The organism is Pseudarthrobacter sp. NPDC092439, assembly GCF_044754945.1.
Taxonomy (GTDB): Bacteria; Actinomycetota; Actinomycetes; order Actinomycetales; family Micrococcaceae; genus Arthrobacter.
The window spans coordinates 105058-125984 of record NZ_JBIVQB010000003.1 but is presented as its reverse complement, the minus strand read 5'-3'; the positions used below and the strand labels follow the sequence as shown (position 1 = coordinate 125984).

Annotated in this window: 20 protein-coding genes; 13 read left to right on the top strand and 7 right to left on the bottom strand. The window is 67.2% G+C overall.

What is annotated here, in order from left to right; translation table 11 throughout:
• Positions 1-59: 59 nt before the first annotated feature.
• From pyrH to ACIQCM_RS08660, 4 genes are all read left to right on the top strand, one after another.
• Positions 60-797: a UMP kinase gene (gene pyrH, locus ACIQCM_RS08675; RefSeq protein WP_079595549.1), complete on the top strand. Its 738-nt coding sequence runs from the start codon at positions 60-62 to the stop codon at positions 795-797.
• A gap of 127 nt (positions 798-924) precedes the next feature.
• Positions 925-1482: a ribosome recycling factor gene (gene frr, locus ACIQCM_RS08670; protein WP_400606163.1), complete on the top strand. Its 558-nt coding sequence runs from the start codon at positions 925-927 to the stop codon at positions 1480-1482.
• On the top strand, positions 1482-2405 hold the full coding sequence (locus tag ACIQCM_RS08665) for a phosphatidate cytidylyltransferase (RefSeq protein ID WP_400606165.1): 924 nt from the start codon (positions 1482-1484) through the stop codon (positions 2403-2405). Before frr ends, ACIQCM_RS08665 begins: the two co-directional genes overlap by 1 nt.
• Positions 2406-2480: 75 nt before the next feature.
• Positions 2481-3065, top strand: coding sequence for a DivIVA domain-containing protein (locus ACIQCM_RS08660; protein ID WP_400606168.1), 585 nt, complete (start codon positions 2481-2483; stop codon positions 3063-3065).
• A 19-nt stretch (positions 3066-3084) separates the two neighbouring features.
• Here the strand turns inward: ACIQCM_RS08660 and ACIQCM_RS08655 are convergent, their stop codons facing one another.
• Genes ACIQCM_RS08655 through ACIQCM_RS08640 form a run of 4 tightly spaced genes read right to left on the bottom strand, consistent with a single transcriptional unit; the run spans position 3085 to position 6849 of the window.
• Positions 3085-4551, bottom strand: a complete 1467-nt coding sequence (locus ACIQCM_RS08655) for a cation acetate symporter (protein ID WP_400606169.1) — start codon at positions 4549-4551, stop codon at positions 3085-3087.
• Positions 4552-4558: 7 nt separating this feature from the next.
• A complete protein-coding gene (locus tag ACIQCM_RS08650; protein WP_400606171.1) occupies positions 4559-4909 on the bottom strand; it encodes a hypothetical protein in 351 nt (116 codons plus the stop codon).
• Positions 4906-5622, bottom strand: coding sequence for a LytR/AlgR family response regulator transcription factor (locus tag ACIQCM_RS08645; protein ID WP_400606173.1), 717 nt, complete (start codon positions 5620-5622; stop codon positions 4906-4908). Before ACIQCM_RS08645 ends, ACIQCM_RS08650 begins: the two co-directional genes overlap by 4 nt.
• A gap of 24 nt (positions 5623-5646) precedes the next feature.
• Entirely contained in the window at positions 5647-6849 is a 1203-nt protein-coding gene (locus ACIQCM_RS08640; protein WP_400606175.1) for a sensor histidine kinase, read from the bottom strand.
• 182 nt (positions 6850-7031) lie between these two features.
• Here ACIQCM_RS08640 and ACIQCM_RS08635 point away from each other — a divergent pair, with 182 nt between their 5' ends.
• On the top strand, positions 7032-7412 hold the full coding sequence (locus tag ACIQCM_RS08635; RefSeq protein WP_400606176.1) for a DUF485 domain-containing protein: 381 nt from the start codon (positions 7032-7034) through the stop codon (positions 7410-7412).
• The gene (locus ACIQCM_RS08630; RefSeq protein ID WP_400606178.1) at positions 7409-9025 is read left to right on the top strand and encodes a cation acetate symporter; all 1617 of its coding nucleotides are present in this window, start codon (positions 7409-7411) and stop codon (positions 9023-9025) included. The genes ACIQCM_RS08635 and ACIQCM_RS08630 overlap by 4 nt, the downstream gene beginning before the upstream one ends.
• A 150-nt stretch (positions 9026-9175) precedes the next feature.
• On the opposite strand, the gene ACIQCM_RS08625 is transcribed toward ACIQCM_RS08630, so the two are convergent.
• Together ACIQCM_RS08625 and ACIQCM_RS08620 are read right to left on the bottom strand one after the other, a co-directional pair.
• Complete coding sequence (locus ACIQCM_RS08625) at positions 9176-9592, bottom strand: hypothetical protein (protein WP_400606179.1); 417 nt, start codon at positions 9590-9592, stop codon at positions 9176-9178.
• 292 nt (positions 9593-9884) lie between these two features.
• Positions 9885-10358, bottom strand: coding sequence for an Lrp/AsnC family transcriptional regulator (locus ACIQCM_RS08620; RefSeq protein ID WP_400606181.1), 474 nt, complete (start codon positions 10356-10358; stop codon positions 9885-9887).
• A 195-nt stretch (positions 10359-10553) separates the two neighbouring features.
• On the opposite strand from ACIQCM_RS08620, the gene pdhA reads away from it, so the two are divergent.
• The 3 genes from pdhA to ACIQCM_RS08605 are packed head-to-tail and all read left to right on the top strand — an operon-like array spanning position 10554 to position 14160.
• Complete coding sequence (pdhA, locus tag ACIQCM_RS08615) at positions 10554-11723, top strand: pyruvate dehydrogenase (acetyl-transferring) E1 component subunit alpha (protein WP_400606183.1); 1170 nt, start codon at positions 10554-10556, stop codon at positions 11721-11723.
• Positions 11723-12733 (top strand): alpha-ketoacid dehydrogenase subunit beta, encoded by a 1011-nt coding sequence (locus tag ACIQCM_RS08610; protein ID WP_400606185.1) that lies wholly within the window; start codon positions 11723-11725, stop codon positions 12731-12733. The genes pdhA and ACIQCM_RS08610 overlap by 1 nt, the downstream gene beginning before the upstream one ends.
• Positions 12730-14160 carry a dihydrolipoamide acetyltransferase family protein gene (locus tag ACIQCM_RS08605; RefSeq protein ID WP_400606187.1) on the top strand — a complete coding sequence of 477 codons (1431 nt, stop codon included), beginning with the start codon at positions 12730-12732 and terminating at the stop codon, positions 14158-14160. The genes ACIQCM_RS08610 and ACIQCM_RS08605 overlap by 4 nt, the downstream gene beginning before the upstream one ends.
• Positions 14161-14316: 156 nt before the next feature.
• On the opposite strand, the gene ACIQCM_RS08600 is transcribed toward ACIQCM_RS08605, so the two are convergent.
• Complete coding sequence (locus tag ACIQCM_RS08600; RefSeq protein ID WP_400606421.1) at positions 14317-14895, bottom strand: TetR/AcrR family transcriptional regulator; 579 nt, start codon at positions 14893-14895, stop codon at positions 14317-14319.
• 214 nt (positions 14896-15109) lie between these two features.
• Between ACIQCM_RS08600 and ACIQCM_RS08595 the strand changes: the two genes are divergently transcribed.
• From ACIQCM_RS08595 to ACIQCM_RS08580, 4 genes are read left to right on the top strand one after another with little or no spacing between them, the layout of a single operon-like run.
• The gene (locus tag ACIQCM_RS08595; protein ID WP_400606189.1) at positions 15110-16717 is read left to right on the top strand and encodes a carboxyl transferase domain-containing protein; all 1608 of its coding nucleotides are present in this window, start codon (positions 15110-15112) and stop codon (positions 16715-16717) included.
• A 7-nt stretch (positions 16718-16724) separates the two neighbouring features.
• Positions 16725-18965 carry a biotin carboxylase N-terminal domain-containing protein gene (locus tag ACIQCM_RS08590; RefSeq protein WP_400606191.1) on the top strand — a complete coding sequence of 747 codons (2241 nt, stop codon included), beginning with the start codon at positions 16725-16727 and terminating at the stop codon, positions 18963-18965.
• A complete protein-coding gene (locus ACIQCM_RS08585; RefSeq protein WP_400606193.1) occupies positions 18962-20125 on the top strand; it encodes an acyl-CoA dehydrogenase family protein in 1164 nt (387 codons plus the stop codon). The genes ACIQCM_RS08590 and ACIQCM_RS08585 overlap by 4 nt, the downstream gene beginning before the upstream one ends.
• A gap of 35 nt (positions 20126-20160) precedes the next feature.
• Entirely contained in the window at positions 20161-20925 is a 765-nt protein-coding gene (locus ACIQCM_RS08580) for a CoA transferase subunit A (protein WP_400606194.1), read from the top strand.
• The last annotated feature ends 2 nt before the right edge of the window (positions 20926-20927 follow it).

Below are 20927 nucleotides of genomic sequence, written 5' to 3'. Positions count from 1 at the left end.
GTTCCGACCATCGGCCCGGGCAGGATAACCTTTTTTCAGATCATCAACGGGAAGGCATCATGGAAGCCGTCAACACTGTAATCCAGCCAGAGAAAAGCAGGCGCCGGGTCCTCCTGAAGCTTTCAGGCGAGGTCTTCGGCGGCGGAAAGCTGGGTGTCGACCCCGAAACCGTGCGGGACGTCGCAAAGCAGATCGCAGCGGCCGTGCCCGAGGTGGAAGTGGCCATCGTGGTAGGCGGCGGCAACTTCTTCCGCGGCGCCGAACTTTCCCAGAGCGGCATGGACCGCTCCCGCGCCGACTACATGGGCATGCTGGGAACCGTCATGAACTGCCTGGCGCTGCAGGACTTCCTGGAACAGGCCGGCGTTGAAACGCGGGTCCAGAGTGCCATCACGATGGGCCAGGTGGCCGAGGCGTACATTCCCCGCCGTGCCATCCGGCATATGGAAAAGGGCCGCGTTGTCATCTTCGGGGCGGGCGCAGGACTGCCGTATTTCTCCACCGACACCGTTGCCGCCCAGCGGGCGCTCGAGGTGCACGCGGACGTGGTGCTGATGGCCAAGAGCGGCGTGGACGCTGTCTACACCGCCGACCCCAAGAAGGACCCCACCGCGGAGCGGCTGGAAACCCTCAGCTATGACGACGCGCTGCGTCGGGACATCCGGGTCATGGACCAGACCGCCATGACGATGTGCAAGGACAACAACCTCTCCATGGTGGTGTTCGGCATGGAGGGTGAAGGCAACGTCACCCGCGCCATCCTTGGTGAGAAGCTGGGCACGCTGGTCACTGCCTAGCTGCGGCTAGGATGTTTGCAGGACAGTTTCGTCCCCGGCCGCGCGCCGGGGACGAAAGCAGCTACAGAGAACCACCTTGTGCATGGAACCGGCGCCCCGGACTGCACCAGAACCGTCAGGAGAGACCGTGATCGAAGAAACCTTGCTCGAAGCCGAAGAAAAGATGGACAAGGCAGTCGAGGTAGCCAAGGAAGACTTCGCGTCCGTCCGTACCGGCCGCGCCAACCCTGGCCTCTACAACAAGGTGCTGGTGGACTACTACGGTTCGCCCACCCCGCTGCAGCAGCTGGCCTCCTTCGCCATTCCGGACGCCCGCACCATCCTGATCACGCCGTTCGACAAGACCGCGCTGCGGGACATCGAGCGCGCGCTGAGCGACTCCGAGGTGGGTGCGAACCCGTCCAACGACGGCAACGTCATCCGGATCACCATTCCGGAGCTGACGAAGGAACGCCGCAAGGAATACGTCAAGATCGTCAAGACCAAGGGCGAGGACGCCAAGGTGTCCATCCGGAACATCCGCCGCAAGGCCAAGGAAACGCTGGACAAGCTGGTCAAGGACGGCGAAGCCGGCGAGGACGAGGGCACCCGGGCCGAAAAGGAACTCGACAGCCTGACCAAGGCCCACGTGGACGGCATCGACGAACTGCTCAAGCGCAAGGAAGCTGAGCTGCTCGAAGTCTGATGGGCCAGGCAGAACAGGCCCCGGCGCCGGGCCCGCGCACACGGGGAAAGCGGCCCCGGGCCAACCCCACCCCCAAGGCGGGACGCAACCTCCCCGCTGCGGTGGTGGTGGGACTGGCCATGCTGTTCGGCGTGCTGGGCGGCCTGCTGTTCCTTCCGCTCGGCTTCGTGGCGGTCACAACCACCTTCGCTGTCTTCGGCGTGTGGGAAATCTTCCGTGCCCTGGAAGCCAACGGGACCAGGCTGCCCATCATTCCCGTGATGACCGGCACCGTGGCCATGCCATTCGCGGCGTATTTCGGCGGCATCGAAAGCCTGCTCTTCGCCATGCTGCTGAGCTCCGTTGCGGTGCTGCTGTGGCGCTCCATTGAGGGCGCCGCGGGCTCGGCCAACAGCATCTTCGCCGGAGTCTTTGCCCTCGGCTGGGTGCCTTTCTTCATCAGCTTCGCCGCGCTGCCGCTGCACGCCGGCACCGGAGCGTCCCCCTTGGGACTGTGGCCCGGCGGCACCGTACCCGAAGGCGCGCTGCAGGTAGCCATCATGCTCCTGCTGGTGGTGGCCAACGACACTTTCGGCTACCTGGTGGGCGCGTCCCTCGGCAAACATCCCATGGCGCCGAAGATCAGCCCTAAAAAGTCCTGGGAAGGCTTTGCCGGCTCCGTGGCCGGGGCCGCGGTGGTGGGCGTGCTGGCCAGCGTCTTCGTCCTGGACAAGCCATGGTGGGTCGGAGTGGTACTGGCCGTGGCCCTGGTGGCCGCATCTACGGCCGGGGACCTGGCCGAGTCCATGGTCAAGCGCGAGCTCGGCATCAAGGACATGAGCTCCATCCTTCCCGGCCACGGCGGCGTGATGGACCGGCTCGATTCGATCGTCTTCGCGGCACCCGTGGCATTCATCCTGTTCGGGCTGGCAGCAGGGGCCTGACATCCATCCCGGCCGCGTCCGCGGCACCTAGACTGGTGCAAGCAATCCGGCAGAAGAACATTGAAGGAAAACACAGTGGCATTGGACCAACACCGGCAGATTCCCGCGTCCTTTGAGCGTGTGGGCCGCAGCGACTACGGCTACAACGCCAAGCAGGTGGACCAGTTCCTGGCCCGGGCACGGGTGTCATTGGAGACTCCGGAAGAGGCTACCCATCCCGTCACCAGCGGGGATGTCCGCAGCGTCTCCTTCGATCCGGTGAAGGGCGGCTATTCCGCTTCGCACGTGGATGCTGCCCTGGACCGGCTGGAGGATGCCTTTGCCCGCAGGGAACGGGACGACCTCATTGCGGCCCGCGGCGAGGAAGCATGGCTGCGTGGGATCGGGCAGCTGTCCGGTACCCTGCGGGGACGACTGCACCGGCCCGACGGTGACCGCTTCCGCCGGCCGTCCAGGAAAAAGGCCCGCAGCTACAACACGGCGGACGTGGACCGGCTGTGCCGCGAGCTCATTGGCTACCTGGAGCACGACAAGCCGCTCAGCGTCGACAGCGTCCGCCGGGCTGTTTTCCGCCCCGCCGAGGGCCGCGACGGCTATGAAGAAGCGCAGGTGGACGCCTTCCTGGACCGCGTGGTCGAGCTCATGGCCGCCATCGACTAGCAGGCCGTGCGGCCGCTGATCAGCGTTCGGTGGCCAGGGGCCGCTCAGGAGTGTGCAGCCGCGTCATGACCCGCTGCATGGTGGCCGGCACCCGCCGCGCGGTGGCCCGCGACACGAGCACCATGACGCCAAACGCTGCCGGCACGGTCCAGGCCGCTGGCTGCGCCAGCCAGCCCGGGATGTTGTGTGCACCGGCCAGCGCCCCCGCCACGAGGGCGCCGCCGCACAGCAGTCCGCCTGTCAGCATCCCCGCAATGGCACCGGCGTCCGTCAGGCCCCGCCACCAGATCCCCAGCAGGAGCACCGGGCATACGGTGGAGGCGGTGAACGCAAACACCAGGCCCACGCTGCCGGCCAGCGCGAAGGAATCCGTCATGAACGCGAAGCCGAGCGGAACCACCGCTGAGACCACTGCGGCCAGGCGGAACCCGCCCACTCCGCCGCCCAGCGCATCCTGGCTGATGACTCCGGCCAGCGACACCACCAGCCCCGAGGTGGTGGAGAGGAACGCGGCAAAAGCGCCGGCCACCACCAGTGCGGACAGCAGGTCCCCGGCGGTCCCGCCCACCAGGCGCCCGGGCAGCAGCAGCACCATTGCGTCGGCCTGGCCGGTGCGGGCGAGGTCCGGTGCGAAAACCCGGCCCACGAAGCCAAACGCGGTAGGAAACAGGTAGAACACTGACAGCAGTCCAAGGACGATCAGGGTGGTCCGCCGTGCCGACTGGCCGTCAGGGTTGGTATAGAAGCGCACCAGTACGTGGGGCAGTCCCAGGGTGCCGAACAGCAGTGCCACCAGCAGTGAGATGTTCTGGTACGGCCCTGCCGGAACCGCGCCGGTCGGATTGATGTCCGGCCCTGACAGCGCGGGAGTCCCGTTGCCGGCCAACACGAAGATGATGAATATGACGGGCACCGCCAAGGCAGTGAGCTTGAGCCAGTACTGGAACGCCTGGACAAAGGTGATGGACCGCATTCCGCCGGCGACAACCGTCAGGCAGACGACGACCACGACGGCCACGGAGCCCGCCCAGGACGGCAGCCCGGTGGTGATCCGGATGGTCAGCGCGGCTCCGTGCAGCTGCGGGACGATATACAGCCAGCCCACCACGACCACCACCAGGCTGGTCACCCGCCGCACCGCGGGGGAGTCCAGCCGCGCTTCGGTGAAGTCCGGGATGGTGTAGGCCCCGGAGCGGCGCAGCGGGGCCGCCACGAACAGCAGCAGCATGAGGTATCCGGCCGTGTAGCCCACCGGAAACCATAAAGCGTCGGTGCCGGACAACAGGATGAGACCCGCCACACCGAGGAAGCTGGCAGCGGACAGGTACTCACCCCCGATGGCTGAGGCGTTCCACCACGGCCGCACCGTCCGGGAGGCAACGTAAAAGTCGCCCGTGGTGCGCGAAATCCGGAGACCGTAGAAGCCGATGGCGGCGGTGGCCAGCACCACCAGGGCGACGGCGACCAGTGCTACTGCGGGGTTCATCCCCGCCTCACCGGTCTTCTGCGAGGTCGCGGTACCGCGCCTCGTTCCGGGCCGCGGCCCGGATGAACAGCCAGGCGCTCAGGCCGATCACCGGGTAGATGCCGGCACCGAGCAGCAGCCAGCTGAAGGGAATGCCGGCGACGCTGGTCTCCGCCAGGCCGGGTGCGGCGGCGAGCAGGAGGGGAAATGCGCCCAGGATCAGCAGGAAGCCGCCGGCCACCACCAGGGCCAGCCGGAGCTGCGACCGGATCAGCGAGCGGACGAACAACTGGCCCACCTCGGAGTCCAGCGCGGCTTCGCGGCTTTCCTTGGCCGGCTGCACCGCGGTACGCGGCGCGGTTACGCGGACCCGGGTCATGACTGCGGCCTGATCCGGGTGGCCTCGAGCTTCTCCCGGACCATAGGCAGATGCCGCCGGCTGATGGGCAGTCCCGCGCCGGCCACCGTGACACTGGGACCGTCGGCGGCGAGCTTCATCGAGGTAACGTGCTTCAGCGCCACCAGGTACGAACGGTGCGTGCGGATGAAACCGGCCTCAGCCCACTGCTGCTCCAGGTCAGCCAGCGGCACCCGGATCAGGTAGCTGGCGTCCGCAGTGTGGAGCCGCGCATAGTCTCCCTGCGCCTGGACGTAAGTGACGTCGTCGCGCCTGATCATTTTCGTGGTCCCGCCCTGGTCGACCGTGATCATCTCCGGCGCGGCGGCGCCGTCGTGCATCTCACTGATCCGCGCCACAGAGCGTGCCAGCCGCTCCGCCCGCACCGGCTTGAGGAGGTAGTCCACGGCGGCCAGCTCGAATGCGTCCAGCGCGTGGTCCTCGTCCGCGGTGACGAAGACCACCGCCGGCGGGTTGCTGCTTCCGGCGATGGCACGGGCGATGTCCAGGCCGGAGAGGGCGGGCATGTGGATGTCCAGGAAGACCGCGTCCACACCGCCGGCGGCCAGTGCCTTCAGCGCTTCGCTCCCGGACGTGGCGCGGAAGACCTTCCCTACCCGTTCGTCCCTGCCCAGCAGGAACGCGAGCTCTTCGACAGCGGGAAGCTCATCGTCGACGACGAGGACATTGATCATGTTCCTAGGTTAGCCAACGGGGCGTCAGGCATCGTGCCCCGGCTGGGATTTGGGAACGCGCATGGTGATGAGGGTGCCCTCGCCGGGCGCGGTCTCGATGACCAGGCCGTGGTCGTTGCCGTAGACCTGCCGCAGCCGGGCGTCCACGTTGCGCAGTCCCACATGGTCGCCGTCCGCGTGCCCGGCCAGGACGGACTGGAGCTGCGCCGGGTCCATGCCGACGCCGTCATCCTCGATGGTCACCTCGGCGAAGGCACCCGCATCGTTGGCCGTGATGCTGATGTGCCCGGGCCCCTCCTTGGCCTCCAGCCCGTGCCGTACGGCATTTTCCACCAAAGGCTGCAGGCTCAGGAACGGGATGACGGTGCTGAGGACCTCCGGCGCCACGCGCAGGCTCACCTGCACGCGCTCGCCGAACCGCGCCCGCTCCAGCAGCAGGTAACGGTCGATGCAGCGCAGTTCCTCCGCCAGCGTGGTGAAGTCACCGTGCCTCCGGAAGGAGTAGCGGGTGAAGTCGGCGAATTCCACCACCAGTTCGCGTGCCCGGGCAGGGTCCGTGTTGATGAAGGACGCAATCGCATTCAGCGAGTTGTAGATGAAATGTGGGCTGATCTGGGCGCGGAGGGCGCGCACTTCGGCCTCCATCAGGAGGGTGCGTGAAGCGTCCAGTTCGGCCAGTTCCACCTGCACGGCCACCCAGTCCGCCACCTCGCTGGTCGCCCGCACGAGCCCGGCACCGGCGGTGGGCGCAAAGGCCGCCACCGCACCGACCACCCGGGTGCCGGCCCGCACGGGCGCGATGACCGCGGCAAGGGCGCCGCCGGTAGCGTCAGCCGGTTCCGGCCCGGACGGGCTGCCGGCGCGCAGCACCGCGGTACGGCCGCCCGCCAGGAGCCCCGCCGCCAGGTCCATCAGGCGCGGCTTCAGTTCCTCAGCGGCGCCGTCCCAAGCCAGCACGCCGGCCGTGTCCGTGATGGCCAGGGCTTCGCAGCCCAGCAGGGCCCGGAGCTGCCGGCTTGCCTTGGCCGCTCCGGCGGGATTGAGCCCGCGGCGCAGGTGCTGGCCCGCCTGGGATGCCGCGTGCAGCGTGTGGTACGTGGCCCGCTCGGCGTCTGTGCCCAGCTCGCGGAAGGAGCGGAGCAATTTCAGCCCCACGCCGACGACGACGGCGACGGCCAGGGCGATGACGGCCACTGCCGCGGCGGTCAGGAGGGGGGAGTCGGGCATGGTGCCCAGCGTAGCGGCGGGTGCCGTTTGTCGCAGCATCGGGACCGTTGAGCGACCGCGCGCGCGGCGGGGCTGGAATGTTGTCCACCGCACACAGCAGAGTGATGGGAGTCACAGCGCCGGTATGCCTTGCAAGGTCCTGCCGCCCGGTGTGTCCAGGCAAGTCTCAATGAGGAGGAATGATGGGTCACGATACCCACACTCCGGACGCAGCGGCGTCCGTGGACTTTGAAGAGGTCCAATCGACGGAGCGGTTCCAGGAACTGCGCAAACGTCACCGCAGCTTTGTCTTTCCCATGGCCGCGGCATTCCTGCTGTGGTACTTCGCGTACGTCCTGCTCGCGGACTATGCGGTGGAGTTCATGTCCGCCAAGGTTTGGGGGAACATCAACATCGGCCTGATCCTGGGGCTGCTCCAGTTCGTCTCCACTTTTGCGATCACCGGCTGGTACGTGAGCTACTCCAACCGGCGGCTGGACCCGATCGCGGCGGAGATCCGCCACGAAATCGAAGGGCATGAATTTGATAAGCACGGCAACCCAGTGGGCGGAGTGAACAAATGATCGGAATCCCCGCTGCGGTGGACGTGTCCGCCCTGAAGGACACCACGCTGCTGAACATGGGCATCTTCGGCCTCTTCGTGGCCGTCACCATGGTCATCGTTTTCCGCGCCAGCCGGAACAACAAGACCGCCGCCGATTACTACGCGGCCGGCCGGTCCTTCACCGGCTCCCAGAACGGCACCGCCATCGCGGGCGACTACCTGTCCGCAGCCTCCTTCCTGGGCATCACCGGTGCCATTGCCATTAACGGATACGACGGCTTCATGTACTCCATCGGCTTCCTCGTGGCCTGGCTGGTGGCACTGCTCCTGGTGGCTGAGCTGCTCCGCAACACGGGCAAGTTCACCATGGCGGACGTGCTCTCATTCCGGCTGAAACAGCGCCCGGTGCGGATCGCGGCAGCACTGTCAACCCTGGCCGTCTGCTTCTTCTACCTCCTGGCGCAGATGGCCGGCGCCGGCAGCCTCATCTCCCTCCTGCTCGGTATCAGCGACTGGGGCGGCCAGGCGCTGGTGATCATCGTCGTCGGCGGCCTCATGATCATGTACGTCCTGATCGGCGGCATGAAGGGCACCACCTGGGTGCAGATCATCAAGGCCATCCTCCTCATCGCCGGTGCCGCGGTCATGACCCTCTGGGTCCTGGCCATCTACGGTTTCAACCTCTCCAGCCTGCTCGGTGCAGCAGTGGACACCGCCAACAACCCCGCCGTCCTCAACCCGGGCCTGCAGTATGGGAAGTCCGAGACCTCCAAGCTGGACTTCATGTCCCTGGGCCTGGCACTGGTTTTGGGCACCGCAGCCCTGCCCCACGTCCTGATGCGCTTCTACACCGTTCCCACGGCCAAGGAAGCCCGGAAGTCAGTGGTGTGGTCCATCTGGCTGATCGGCCTCTTCTACCTGTTTACCCTGGTCCTGGGCTACGGCGCCGCGGCCCTGGTGGGTGCCGACACCATCAAGTCCGCTCCCGGCGGCGTCAACTCGGCTGCCCCTTTGCTGGCCTTCCACCTGGGCGGTCCGCTCCTGCTCGGCTTCATCTCGGCGGTGGCCTTCGCCACCATCCTCGCCGTAGTGGCCGGCCTGACCATCACCGCAGCCGCCTCCTTCGCCCATGACATCTACGCCAGCGTCATCTCCAAGGGCAAGGCCGACGCCGACACCGAGGTTAAGGTGGCCCGCCGCACCGTTGTGGTCATCGGAGTCCTGGCCATCCTGGGCGGCATCCTCGCCAACGGCCAGAACGTCGCCTTCCTGGTGGCGCTTGCCTTCGCGGTGGCCGCCTCAGCCAACCTGCCCACCATCGTGTACTCCCTGTTCTGGCGGAAGTTCACTACGCAGGGTGCGGTGTGGAGCATGTACGGCGGCCTCGCGTCGGCGATCATCCTGATCATGGTCTCCCCGGTGGTTTCCGGGACGGAGAAGTCCATGATTCCGGGCGCCGACTTTGCCATCTTCCCGCTCAGCAACCCGGGTATCGTGTCCATCCCGCTGGCCTTCCTCCTCGGCTGGCTGGGAACGGTCCTAGACAAGAACCGGGAGGACAGCGCCAAACAGGCAGAAATGGAAGTGCGGTCGCTGACCGGCGTGGGCGCCGAGAAAGCAGTGGACCACTAAGCCGCCCGCGTCCGGGCAAGGGGCACTGCATCCAAGCGCCCTGGCAATCAGTTCAACCCGCACAAAACGAAGCCCCTGCGCCCTGGATCAACGGTCCAGTGCGCAGGGGCTTCGGGTTGCCTGCGGGGCTGGGGAAGCGGTCCGGGGGTGTTAGTCCGCCGGGCGCAGGGTGATGCTGGTCATCCTGAGCTGGTCAGCACCCTCGAACCGGTAGGAGAGGTCGATCTTCCTGTCGCCGCAGGTGATGAACCCGGTGACATCAGCGCGCTTCACGTCCTCGCCCTGGCCGTTGCCCACGGTGAAGTCGCTGAAAGCCGGCTCGCACGCCCCGTCCAGCTTCAGCGTTCCGAGTCCGGTCATGAACTGCTCCTTGGAAAGCTGCTCCTGCAGGGCCGGGTCAAGGTACTCGCGGTAGGCCTTGGCCGTATCGCCAGCAATCACCAGGTCCGTGAAGTCCTCCGCCAGGCCGCGCGCCTTGTTGCTGGTGCTGCCGGTGATGTTGAAAAACATGATGATGCCAAGAACCACCAGGACCACCAATGCGCCGGCGGCGGCAAGCAGGACCACTGGCCGGCGCCTGCTCTGAACGCGGGCCCGCCGCCGCCCGCCCGGCCGCCCGCCGTCGTCGGGATCCTGTCCGGGCGATTGCCCCGGCTGCCTTTCCGGCAGGGGCGGCAGGCCGCGCGGGAGGCCATGCTGCTGTGGCGGGTAAGGTTCCTGGAGACCGCTCAAGGGGAGCCTTTCCGGACATGGTGCGGGGCACCGCCTGGACGCGCGGGCTGAATCCGCGCAATAACGTGCAACAGCCTATAGGGCACCCGGCGGGGTCCGTACTTTCGTTGCGTCCCGGCCGCTGCCGTCAGGTCGCGGCGGATCCCCGCTCCAGCAAAGGCTGGACGCGGAACGGAATGAGTTCGCCCATGGCCAGCGCCGTATCCGTGCGGTCGACCCCTTCGCATGCCAGGATCTTGCCGTTGATCCGGAACAGGTCTTCCGCATCCAGCGCCACCACGCGCAACAGCAGGTCCGCGGACCCGGTCAGGCCGTAGCCTTCCAGGATCTCCGGGATGTCCGCGAGCTTGCCGGCCAGTTCACCCAGTTTTTGCTGCTGGACATGGACGGAAATGAATGCCATCAGCGGATACCCCAGGGACGCCGGGTTGATGCGGCGCTCGAACGAGAGGAAGACGTGCTTCTTCTCCAGCTGGGCCATGCGCGCCTGCACCGTATTCCGGGAAAGTCCCAGCTTCTGGGCCAGTGCCACCACCGTCCTGCGGGGGTCCTGGGCGAGGGCTGACAGCAGGCGGGTGTCAGTGCCATCCAAAGCTTGCATAATGCGCAACGTTAGCACGGTCACGAGTGCCCGGACAGAGCATTATGCTCAAGGAATTTCAAAGTGGTTGTGCCCCCTGAGCATTGTGAGTAGGGTCACAATATCCGGGGCAACGGCGCCCGGAAGGCCGGCGCTGGCCGGGGCCACAAGCTCCTCCAACCGCAGGTCAACGACGTAAGAAGGTTGCGGGCTATCGTGTCTACAGACGAAGCGGGCCAAAGCGGGGCAGGATCCCGGAACGGCGCCCGGAGTACCCAAGGAGCAGGGCAGAACCTGGTCCAGTTGATCACCCCGGCAGGGGAGCGCATCAGCCATCCCGAATTCGATTTCTGGGTCAGGGACGTGACGGACGAGCAGCTGTGCTCGCTCTACGAAGACCTCACCGTCATCCGGCGGATAGATGTTGAAGCCACCGCCCTGCAGCGCCAGGGTGAACTTGCCCTGTGGCCTCCGCTGCTCGGCCAGGAGGCCGCGCAGGTCGGTTCCGCCCGGGCGCTCCGGGAGGATGACTTCATCTTCTCCAGCTACCGGGAAAACGGGGTCGCCTACTGCCGCGGCGTAGACCTCACTGACTTGGTGCGGGTGTGGCGCGGCAATGCCTCCTCCGGATGGGACCCGGCCACGGTGAACATGGCCACCCCGCAGATCATCATCGGCGCACAGACACTGCACGCCACCGGATACGCCATGGGCATCCAGAACGACGGCTCGGATTCCGTGGCCATGACCTACTTTGGTGACGGTGCCACCAGCGAGGGCGACGTCAACGAGGCGATGGTCTTTGCCGCCAGCTACCAGGTTCCCGTCGTGTTCTTCTGCACCAACAACCACTGGGCCATTTCCGAGCCTGTGCGGCTGCAGTCCCACATCCAGCTGGCAGACCGGGCCACCGGCTTCGGCATCCCCAGTCTCCGGGTGGATGGAAACGACGTCCTGGCCGTCATGGCCGCCACCCGGGTGGCGCTGGACCGGGCCCGGCGCGGTGGCGGGCCCACCTTCATCGAGGCCGTCAGCTACCGTATGGGACCCCACACGACGGCGGACGACCCCACCCGCTACCGGGACCCCAATGAACTCGAGGACTGGGCTGCGAAGGACCCCATCACCCGCGTTGCCTCCCTGCTGGACCGCAAGGGCCTCCTCACCGAGGAGCTGGAGCAACGGGTCAAGGATAAAGCCGACGCCGTAGCGAAGGAAATGCGGTCGGGCTGCATCACAATGCCGGACCCGGAACCCCTGGATGTCTTCAAGCACGTCTACAGCACGCCCCACTCCTGGCTGGACCGGCAGCAGGACCACTACGCCCGTTACCTTGCGTCCTTCGGTGACCCCGCAGGCGCCGCTTCCCAGGAAGGTGCACGCTGATGACGCAGATGACCTTTGCCCGTGCGATCAACACAGGGCTGCGCAAGTCGCTGGAAAATGACCCCAAAGTCGTCCTGCTCGGCGAGGACATCGGCACGCTGGGCGGCGTGTTCCGCGTAACCGACGGGCTGCAGAAGGACTTCGGCAAGCACCGGGTGGTGGACACGCCCCTGGCGGAATCCGGCATTGTGGGAACCGCCGTCGGCCTGGCCTACCGCGGGTACCGGCCGGTGGTGGAGATCCAGTTCGACGGGTTCATCTACCCGGCTTTCGACCAGATCGTGAGCCAGGTGGCCAAACTGCACTACCGCACCCGCGGGGCCGTCAAGATGCCCATCACCATCCGTGTCCCGTTCGGCGGCGGCATCGGTTCGCCCGAACACCACTCCGAATCCCCTGAGGCCTACTTCACGCACACCTCCGGGCTGCGCGTGGTCACGGTATCCAACCCGCAGGACGCCCACACCGTCATCCAGCAGGCCATCGCCTGCGACGACCCCGTCCTCTACTTTGAGCCCAAGCGCCGCTACCACGACAAGGGCGAGGTGGATGAGTCCATCGACCCGGGCTCGGCATTCCCGATGGAGCAGGCGCGTGTCCTCACGCAGGGCTCCGACGTCACACTCGTGGCCTATGGTCCCCTGGTCAAGACCTGCCTTGACGTCGCCGCTGCCGCAGCGGATGAGGGCATCTCCATCGAGGTTATCGACCTGCGCTCCCTCGCTCCCGTGGATTACGGCACCGTGGTTGCCTCCGTGCGGAAGACCGGGCGCATGGTCATTACCCACGAAGCCGGCCAGTCCGGCGGCGTGGGCGCGGAAGTGGCCGCCAGTATCACCGAACGATGCTTTTACTACCTGGAATCCGCACCGGTGCGCGTGACCGGATTCGATGTTCCCTATCCCTATTCGAAGGTGGAGATGCACCACTTGCCTGGCCTTGACCGCATCCTGGACGGCGTGGACCGCGCCTTGGGCCGGCCCAACTCCCTGAGCGGGCTGGAAGGATGAGCGCCACCATGATCAAGGAATTCCGGCTTCCGGACCTGGGTGAGGGCCTCACCGAATCCGAAATCCTCAGCTGGAAGGTGGGGGTGGGGGATACCGTTACGCTCAACCAGGTGATCGCCGAGGTGGAGACGGCCAAGGCCGTCGTGGAGCTGCCCTCCCCGTTCGCCGGCGTCATCAGGGAACTCCACGAGCAGCCCGGCACGGTGGTGGAGGTGGGCAAGCCCATCGTCACCTTCGAGGTAGCGGACGACGGCGGCGACGCGCCTTCCGGTGCAGGCGGCGGTGACTCCCCGGGTACTTCCGGGCAGGCTGGTGCCGGCCCCGCCGGCGGCGGTACGGCTGCAGGCGGCACCGCCAAACGCGAACCCAATCTGGTGGGGTATGGCGCCGTCGTCGAAAGTTCCGGCCGTCCTGCACGGCGGCCGCGGAACTTCGCCGCGGTGTCTGCGCCTCCTGCTCCCGCATCGCCTGCGCCCGCGCCTGCTGCCGCATCGCCTGCGCCCGCGCCGGCTGCCGCGCCTGTTCCCGCGGCGCCGGCTGCTTCCGGTGAGCGCCCGCGGTCCACTCCGCCGGTGCGGAAGCTGGCCAAGGACCTGGGCGTTGACCTGGCTTCGGTCGCTGCGACGGGGCCCGGCGGGCTCATCACCCGCGAAGATGTCCAGGCCTACGCCGGCGGCGCACAGTCCACGGAAACCGGTGCCGCTTCCGTCAGTGGTTCCGGCCAGCCGCGCGAAGTCCGCACGCCCATCAAGGGTGTCCGGAAATTCACTGCTGCAGCCATGGTCCAAAGCGCTTTTACGGCGCCGCACGCCACCGAATTCCTCACCATGGACGTCACGCCCACTATGGAACTGCTGGCGAAACTCAAGGCAAGCCGGGAATTCCAGGACTGCCGGGTGACGCCGATGACGCTCGCGGCCAAGGCGGTGCTGATTGCCCTAAAGCGGAATCCGTCACTGAACTCGCGCTGGGATGAGGCCAGCCAGGAGATCGTGACGTTCAACTACGTGAACCTGGGCATCGCCGCAGCCACCCCGCGCGGTCTCACCGTGCCGAACGTCAAGGACGCCGACTCCCTCTCCCTGCGGGACCTTGCGGGCGCGATCACGGAACTCACGGAAACGGCCCGCGCCGGCAAGACCGCTCCCGCGGATCTTTCCGGAGGCACGATCTCGATTACCAATATCGGTGTCTTCGGGATCGACGCCGGCACGCCCATCCTCAACCCGGGCGAAGCGGCAATCCTCGCCCTGGGCGCGGTGCGGAACATGCCGTGGGAGTACCAGGGCGAAGTGGCGCTGCGGCAGGTGCTCACGCTCAGCCTGTCCTTCGACCACCGCCTGGTGGACGGCGAGCAGGCCTCCCGGTTCCTCGCGGACGTCGGGGCCATCCTGGCCGAGCCGGGCATGGTCCTCACCATGGTCTGACATGCGCACGACCGGCCCCGGCCCGCTTGGGCGGTGGTGCCAGGGGCCGGTAGTGCGTGCCGGGGCCGGTTGTGGCGGCGGGATGATTGGGGGCCCGCCGCCACGGAACAGGGCTGCCTGCTCCGGGCTTGCTCCGGGCCGGTTGTGGCGGCGGGATCAGCCGGCGGGGACCGTCAGGGCGGCCATTGCCATCGCCTCCAGCAGCGGCCGCGCCGCACGCGAGGCCATCCTGCGCCCATGGCTGCGGACCGAGTGGGGCGTGGAGTTGATGAGGCCGAACGTGGCGTGTGCCCGCATGCGCAGATCGGACGCGTCCGTGCCGGGATGGACCCGGGCCAGCACGTCCACCCAGATCTCAACGTAGCTGCGCTGCAGGGCCCGGACCTCAGCCTGGTCCTGGTCCGACAGGTTGCTCAGGTCCCGGTCCTGGACCCGGATCACGTCCGGCTTGCCCAGCGCGAAGTCCACCTGGAACTCCACGAGCCGCCGGAGGGCCGTCGCGGGGTCCGGGTTGTCCGCAACCACCCTCCGGCCTCCCTCCAGGAGGTCCTGGCTGACGGTAGTGAGCAGGTCCGCCAGGACGGCCTGCTTGCCGGGAAAGTGCCGGTAGACTGCCGGGCCGCTGACTCCGGCCGCCGAGCCCAGGTCCTCGAGCGAGACCCGGTTGAAGCCGTTCACCGCAAACAGGGAAGCGGCAGCGGCCAGCAACGCCTGCCTTCGGCTCTCCTTGGCCATGCTGCGCTGCGTAGAACTGCTGCGCTGCGTCGAACTGCTTCGCTGGGCAGCGCTGCTGTTGGTGGGCACATCTCCTCCTTGGACCCGCAGAGTCTAGCAAGGCCCCTCTGTGTTGGACATCACAGTTAATAGAGACTAACCTGAATTTCAGTTATTGAACACTAACCGAGTTGGTATTCCCGGCCCGGATTTGGAAGAGAAACGGAACGCGTCGATGGAGACCCTTCTCAGCCGCCTTGATCCCGCCAGTGAGGCGTTTGCGGCCAACCGCCAGGCGCAGCTGGAGCTGGTGGCGGACCTGCGCAAGAGACTGGCGGACGCGGCACTGGGCGGTCCGGAGAAATCCCGGCAGCGGCACGTGGCCCGCGGCAAGCTGCTGCCCCGCGACCGCATCGACCAACTCCTGGACGATGGCAGCCCGTTCCTGGAGATTGCCCCATTGGCGGCCAACGGAATGTATGGCGACGAGGCCCCCGGCGCCGGCGTCATAGCCGGAATCGGTCTGGTCCATGGCCGGCACGTGCTGGTGATCTCCAATGACGCCACAGTCAAGGGCGGCACCTACTATCCCCTGACCGTCAAGAAGCACCTTCGGGCCCAGGAAATTGCCCTGGAGAACCGACTGCCCTGCATCTACCTCGTCGACTCCGGCGGGGCCTTCCTGCCCAAACAGGACGAGGTGTTCCCGGACAAGGAACACTTTGGCCGGATCTTCTACAACCAGGCGAGGATGTCCGCGGCGAAGATTCCGCAGATCGCCTCCGTCATGGGCTCCTGCACCGCAGGCGGTGCGTACGTGCCGGCCATGAGCGATGAGACCGTCATTGTCCGCAACCAGGGCACCATCTTCCTGGGCGGGCCGCCGCTGGTGAAGGCCGCCATCGGCGAGATCGTCACCGCAGAGGAACTGGGCGGCGGCGAAGTCCACTCGCGCATCTCCGGCGTGACGGACCACCTGGCCGAAGATGACGAGCACGCGCTCCAGATCATCCGCGACATCGTGGCAACCCTGCCACCGCCGCCCGCACCCGCCTGGGAGGTGCAGCCCGCCGTCGAACCTGCCGCGGACCCGGCCGGGCTCTACGGCGCCGTGCCCACGGACGTCAACGCCCCTTATGACGTGCATGAGGTCATCGCCCGGCTGGTGGACGGCAGCCGGTTCCACGAATTCAAGAAGGAGTACGGGACCACCCTGGTTACCGGCTTCGCCCGCATCCACGGCCACCCTGTGGGCATCGTGGCCAACAACGGTGTCCTCTTCGGCGAGTCATCGCTCAAGGGTGCGCACTTCATCGAACTCTGCGACCAGCGCGGCATCCCGCTGCTGTTCCTGCAGAACATCTCCGGTTTTATGGTGGGCAAGGACGCCGAGCAGGGCGGCATCGCCAAAAACGGCGCCAAAATGGTCACCGCCGTGGCCACTGCACGCGTGCCCAAGCTGACGGTGGTGATCGGCGGTTCGTTCGGCGCCGGCAACTATTCCATGTGTGGGCGGGCATACTCCCCCCGGTTCCTGTGGATGTGGCCGGCCGCGCGGATCTCGGTGATGGGCGGGAACCAGGCCTCCAGCGTGCTGGCCACGGTGAAGCGGGACCAGTACGAGGCCGCCGGGACGGAATGGTCCGCCGAAGACGAAGAAACCTTCAAGGCGCCCATCCGCCGGCAGTACGAGGACCAGGGCAGCCCGTATTACTCCACGGCCCGCCTCTGGGACGACGCCGTAATCGACCCCGCGGACACCCGCACCGTGCTGGGCCTGGCGCTTGACGTCGTGGCCCGCACCCCGCTGCCCGATACCTCCTTCGGCCTCTTCCGGATGTGAACCAGCCATGACTACTCCCGCACTTTCCGAATCAACGCCGCAGGCCGCTCCGGCCCTGTTCGGCACCGTCCTGGTGGCCAACCGCGGCGAGATCGCCTGCCGGGTCATCCGTACGCTGCGCGGCCTGGGCATCCGCTCGGTCGCCGTCTACAGCGATGCCGACGCCGGCGCGCGCCACGTGCGCGAGGCTGACACTGCCGTACGGATCGGCCCGGCCGCGGCCGCCGAGAGCTACCTCAGCATCGACGCGGTCATTGAAGCCTGCCGGCGGACCGGCGCCGACGCGGTGCATCCCGGCTACGGCTTCCTCAGCGAGAACGTCGAGTTCGCGCGTGCCCTGGAGGACGCCGGCATCACGTTCATCGGCCCCCGGGTTGAGGCGCTGAACGTCATGGGGGACAAGATCCGTTCCAAGATGCACGTAGCCGGTTACGGCGTCCCGGTGGTCCCCGGCGTGGCCCGCCCGGGAATGACTGACGCCGAACTCGAGGAGGCGGCTGCCGCCGTCGGCTATCCGCTCCTGATCAAGCCCTCCGCGGGCGGCGGCGGCAAGGGCATGCACGCGGTGGCCACCCCGGAGGAACTGCCGGCCACCCTGGCAACGGCGCGCCGGGTTGCGGCCAGCGCGTTCGGCGACGACACCCTCTTCCTGGAACGCCTGGTCACCACGCCGCGGCACATCGAGGTGCAGGTGCTGGCGGACAACTACGGGAACGTCATCCACCTGGGCGAGCGCGAATGCTCATTGCAGCGCCGCCACCAGAAGGTGATCGAGGAGGCGCCCTCGCCGCTGCTGGCGGGGCTGCCCAACGGTGCTGAGGTCCGTGCCCGGATCGGCGAGGCGGCCTGCAACGCCGCCCGAAGCGTCAACTACACCGGTGCAGGCACGGTGGAGTTCCTGGTCTCTGACGAGGCTCCGGACGAGTTCTTCTTCATGGAGATGAACACCCGCCTGCAGGTGGAGCACCCGGTCACGGAGATGGTCACCGGCATGGACCTGGTCGAATGGCAGGTGCGCATCGCCGCCGGTGAGGAACTGACCGTCCGGCAGTCCGACGTCGAACTTTCCGGGCACGCCGTGGAGGCGCGCGTCTACGCGGAGGTGCCGGAAAACAACTTCCTGCCCTCCACCGGCACCGTGCTCCTGCTGGACGAACTGCCCGGTCCACGGCAGCGGCCCGGCGCTCCTGCACGCAACGAAGTGGCCACGGCCCGGGGGAGGGTCCGGGTGGATTCCTCGCTGGTGGACGGCCTGCAGCTTTCCTCCAACTATGACCCGATGATTTCCAAGGTCATTGCCTGGGGTGCCGACCGCACTGACGCCCTGGACACGCTGGACGCGGCGCTCGCCGGCTACACCGCCCTGGGCGTGCACACCAACGTGGAGTACCTGAGACTGCTCATCAATGACGACGACGTCCGCGCCGGCCGCCTGGATACGGGCCTGATCGGGCGCCGCATGCCGGAGCTCACTTTCCGCAGGGCGGACGCCTTCGAGTTCGCCGCCGCCGCACTCTGCGCCGCAGAGCTTGAACAGCAGAACACCGCGTCCGGGCCTGAGGGTCCGTGGCAGCGGCAGGACGGCTGGCGGATAGGCACCCCGGCGCCGCGGCGCTTCAGCATCGGAACGCCCGACGGCGGCGTGGCCGCCGTGGCGGTCAGCGCCCTGGAGGTGCCGGCAGACGCAGCCGGGGAGGAACCCGTACGGGCCTCGGTGCAGGTGGACGGCGGCCCGGTGCGCCGCGCCGCGCTGAGCCTGACCTCCCGGGCAGGCTTCCGGCTGGAACTCGACGGCGAGGGCCGGGACTACTCGCTGGCCCCGGTGTTCACCGGACCCCGGACGCAAAGCTGGCTGGACCCGCAGCCCGATCCCTCGGCGCTCTTCCTGGGCAATGAAGGCTGGTCCTGCCGGCTGGAAATCCTCACCCGCGAGGCGCGGCTGGAGCGCGTCTTGGCAGCAGTGCAGCGGGAGGAAGGCGCAGCGGATCCTGCGGTGCGTTCACCCATGCCGGGCACGGTGGTCTCCGTTCCGGTCCAGGACGGCGACACGGTCGAAGCCGGGCAGGTGCTGCTCTCCGTGGAGGCCATGAAGATGGAGCACCAGCTTCTCGCGCCGCTGGCAGGCACGGTGCACCTCACAACGGCCGCCGGCGCCCTGGTGAAGGCAGACCAGGTGGTGGCCACCATCCACCCGCTTGAAGACACGAACACCCCCAACGAACTTGATGGCGAAGGAGCCCAGACATGAACGGTTTTGAACTGACGGAGGAATACCGGGACCTCAGCGACACCGTCCGCGATTTCGCGGACACGGTGGTGGCCCCGGTCTCCGCCAAGCACGATGAGGAACACAGCTTCCCGTACGAAGTTGTGAAGCAGATGGCGGAGATGGGGCTCTTCGGCCTGCCGTTCCCGGAGGAGTTCGGCGGCATGGGCGGCGACTACTTCGCACTGGCCCTCGCGCTGGAACAGCTGGGCCGCGTGGACCAGTCCGTGGCCATCACCCTGGAAGCCGGGGTCTCCCTGGGCGCCATGCCCATCTACCGGTTCGGCACGGACGCGCAGAAGGAGGAGTGGCTGCCGCTGCTGGCCTCGGGCCAGGCGCTCGCAGGCTTCGGCCTCACCGAGCCTGAGGCGGGTTCGGACGCGGGCGGTACCAAGACCACCGCCCGCCGCGAGGACGGAAGCTGGGTCATCAACGGCAACAAGGAATTCATCACCAACTCCGGCACGGACATCACCCGCCTGGTCACCGTCACGGCCGTCACCGGCCAGAAGGAGCGCGCGGACGGCAGCGTGCAGAAGGAAATCTCCACCATCCTGGTGCCCACGGACACCCAGGGTTTCAAAGCGGAGAAGCCCTACAACAAGGTGGGCTGGAACGCCTCGGACACGCACCCGCTGACCCTGAAGGATGTCCGGGTGCCCGAGGCCAACCTGTTGGGCGCCGAGGGCCGCGGCTATGCGAACTTCCTGTCCATCCTGGATGAAGGCCGGATCGCCATCGCAGCGCTTGCTACCGGCGCGGCCCAGGGCTGCGTGGACCTCTCAGTCCGCTACGCCAAGGAGCGCCGCGCTTTCGGCCAGGAAATCGGCAAGTACCAGGCGGTCTCCTTCAAGATCGCCCGGATGGAAGCACGTGCCCACACGGCCCGGCTGGCCTACTACGACGCCGCGGCCAGGATGCTCGCCGGCAAGCCGTTCAAGACGCAGGCCGCCATCGCTAAGATGGTCGCAGGCGAGGCTGCCATGGACAACGCGCGGGATGCCACCCAGGTATTCGGCGGCTATGGCTTCATCAACGAATTCACCGTGGCGCGCCACTACCGCGACTCCAAGATCCTCGAAGTGGGCGAGGGCACCACGGAGGTCCAGCTGATGCTGATCGCCCGCGAACTGGGCCTGTAGGCCCGGGCACCGTTGCCGGCCTGAAAGGATCATCGATGATTGACAAGGTTGTTGCCAGCGCCGCGGAAGCCGTGGCGGACATACCGGACGGCGCCTCGCTCGCCGTGGGCGGGTTCGGCCTCTGCGGCATTCCGGTCACGCTCATCGACGCCCTCCACCAGGCCGGCACCACCGGACTGGAAACCGTCAGCAACAACTGCGGCGTGGACGACTGGGGCCTGGGCATCCTCCTCAAGGACGGCCGCATCCGCCGCACCATCAGCTCCTATGTGGGGGAGAACAAGGAATTCGCGCGCCAGTACCTCTCGGGCGAGCTGGAGGTGGTGCTCACTCCGCAGGGCACCCTGGCCGAAAAGCTCCGGGCAGGGGGTGCCGGCATTCCCGCGTTCTACACCAAGGCGGGAGTGGGCACGCAGGTGTCCGACGGCGGCCTGCCGCAAAAGTACGACGCCAACGGCGGGATTGCCGTCGCCTCCGAACCGAAGGAAGTGCGCTCCTTCGGCGGTGTGGACTACGTTCTGGAGGAATCCCTCGCCCCGGATTTCGGGCTGGTCCACGCCTGGAAGGGCGACCGCCACGGCAACCTCGTCTTCCACGCCACAGCCATGAATTTCAATCCGCTGTGTGCCATGGCCGGCAGGATCACCATTGCGGAAGTGGAGGAACTGGTGGAGCCCGGCGAACTGGACCCGGAACACATCCACACGCCCGGCATCTTCGTCCAGCGGGTGGTCCTGGCCGCGGACGCGGAGAAACGGATCGAAAAGCGTACGGTGGCCCTCAACCAGGCAGGAGCATAGCC

Bases quoted from the DNA above. Each gene is read 5' to 3' on its own strand.
- ACIQCM_RS08600 (WP_400606421.1), bottom strand. From the start codon at position 14,895: ATGGCCAAGGAGAGCCGAAGGCAGGCGTTGCTGGCCGCTGCCGCTTCC.
- ACIQCM_RS08610 (WP_400606185.1), top strand. From the start codon at position 11,723: ATGACGCAGATGACCTTTGCCCGTGCGATCAACACAGGGCTGCGCAAG.
- ACIQCM_RS08585 (WP_400606193.1), top strand. From the start codon at position 18,962: ATGAACGGTTTTGAACTGACGGAGGAATACCGGGACCTCAGCGACACC.
- ACIQCM_RS08635 (WP_400606176.1), top strand. From the start codon at position 7,032: ATGGGTCACGATACCCACACTCCGGACGCAGCGGCGTCCGTGGACTTT.
- ACIQCM_RS08620 (WP_400606181.1), bottom strand. From the start codon at position 10,358: ATGCAAGCTTTGGATGGCACTGACACCCGCCTGCTGTCAGCCCTCGCC.
- ACIQCM_RS08590 (WP_400606191.1), top strand. From the start codon at position 16,725: ATGACTACTCCCGCACTTTCCGAATCAACGCCGCAGGCCGCTCCGGCC.
- ACIQCM_RS08595 (WP_400606189.1), top strand. From the start codon at position 15,110: ATGGAGACCCTTCTCAGCCGCCTTGATCCCGCCAGTGAGGCGTTTGCG.
- ACIQCM_RS08655 (WP_400606169.1), bottom strand. From the start codon at position 4,551: ATGAACCCCGCAGTAGCACTGGTCGCCGTCGCCCTGGTGGTGCTGGCC.
- ACIQCM_RS08650 (WP_400606171.1), bottom strand. From the start codon at position 4,909: ATGACCCGGGTCCGCGTAACCGCGCCGCGTACCGCGGTGCAGCCGGCC.
- ACIQCM_RS08630 (WP_400606178.1), top strand. From the start codon at position 7,409: ATGATCGGAATCCCCGCTGCGGTGGACGTGTCCGCCCTGAAGGACACC.
- ACIQCM_RS08640 (WP_400606175.1), bottom strand. From the start codon at position 6,849: ATGCCCGACTCCCCCCTCCTGACCGCCGCGGCAGTGGCCGTCATCGCC.
- ACIQCM_RS08665 (WP_400606165.1), top strand. From the start codon at position 1,482: ATGGGCCAGGCAGAACAGGCCCCGGCGCCGGGCCCGCGCACACGGGGA.
- ACIQCM_RS08645 (WP_400606173.1), bottom strand. From the start codon at position 5,622: ATGATCAATGTCCTCGTCGTCGACGATGAGCTTCCCGCTGTCGAAGAG.
- pyrH (WP_079595549.1), top strand. From the start codon at position 60: ATGGAAGCCGTCAACACTGTAATCCAGCCAGAGAAAAGCAGGCGCCGG.
- ACIQCM_RS08580 (WP_400606194.1), top strand. From the start codon at position 20,161: ATGATTGACAAGGTTGTTGCCAGCGCCGCGGAAGCCGTGGCGGACATA.
- ACIQCM_RS08605 (WP_400606187.1), top strand. From the start codon at position 12,730: ATGAGCGCCACCATGATCAAGGAATTCCGGCTTCCGGACCTGGGTGAG.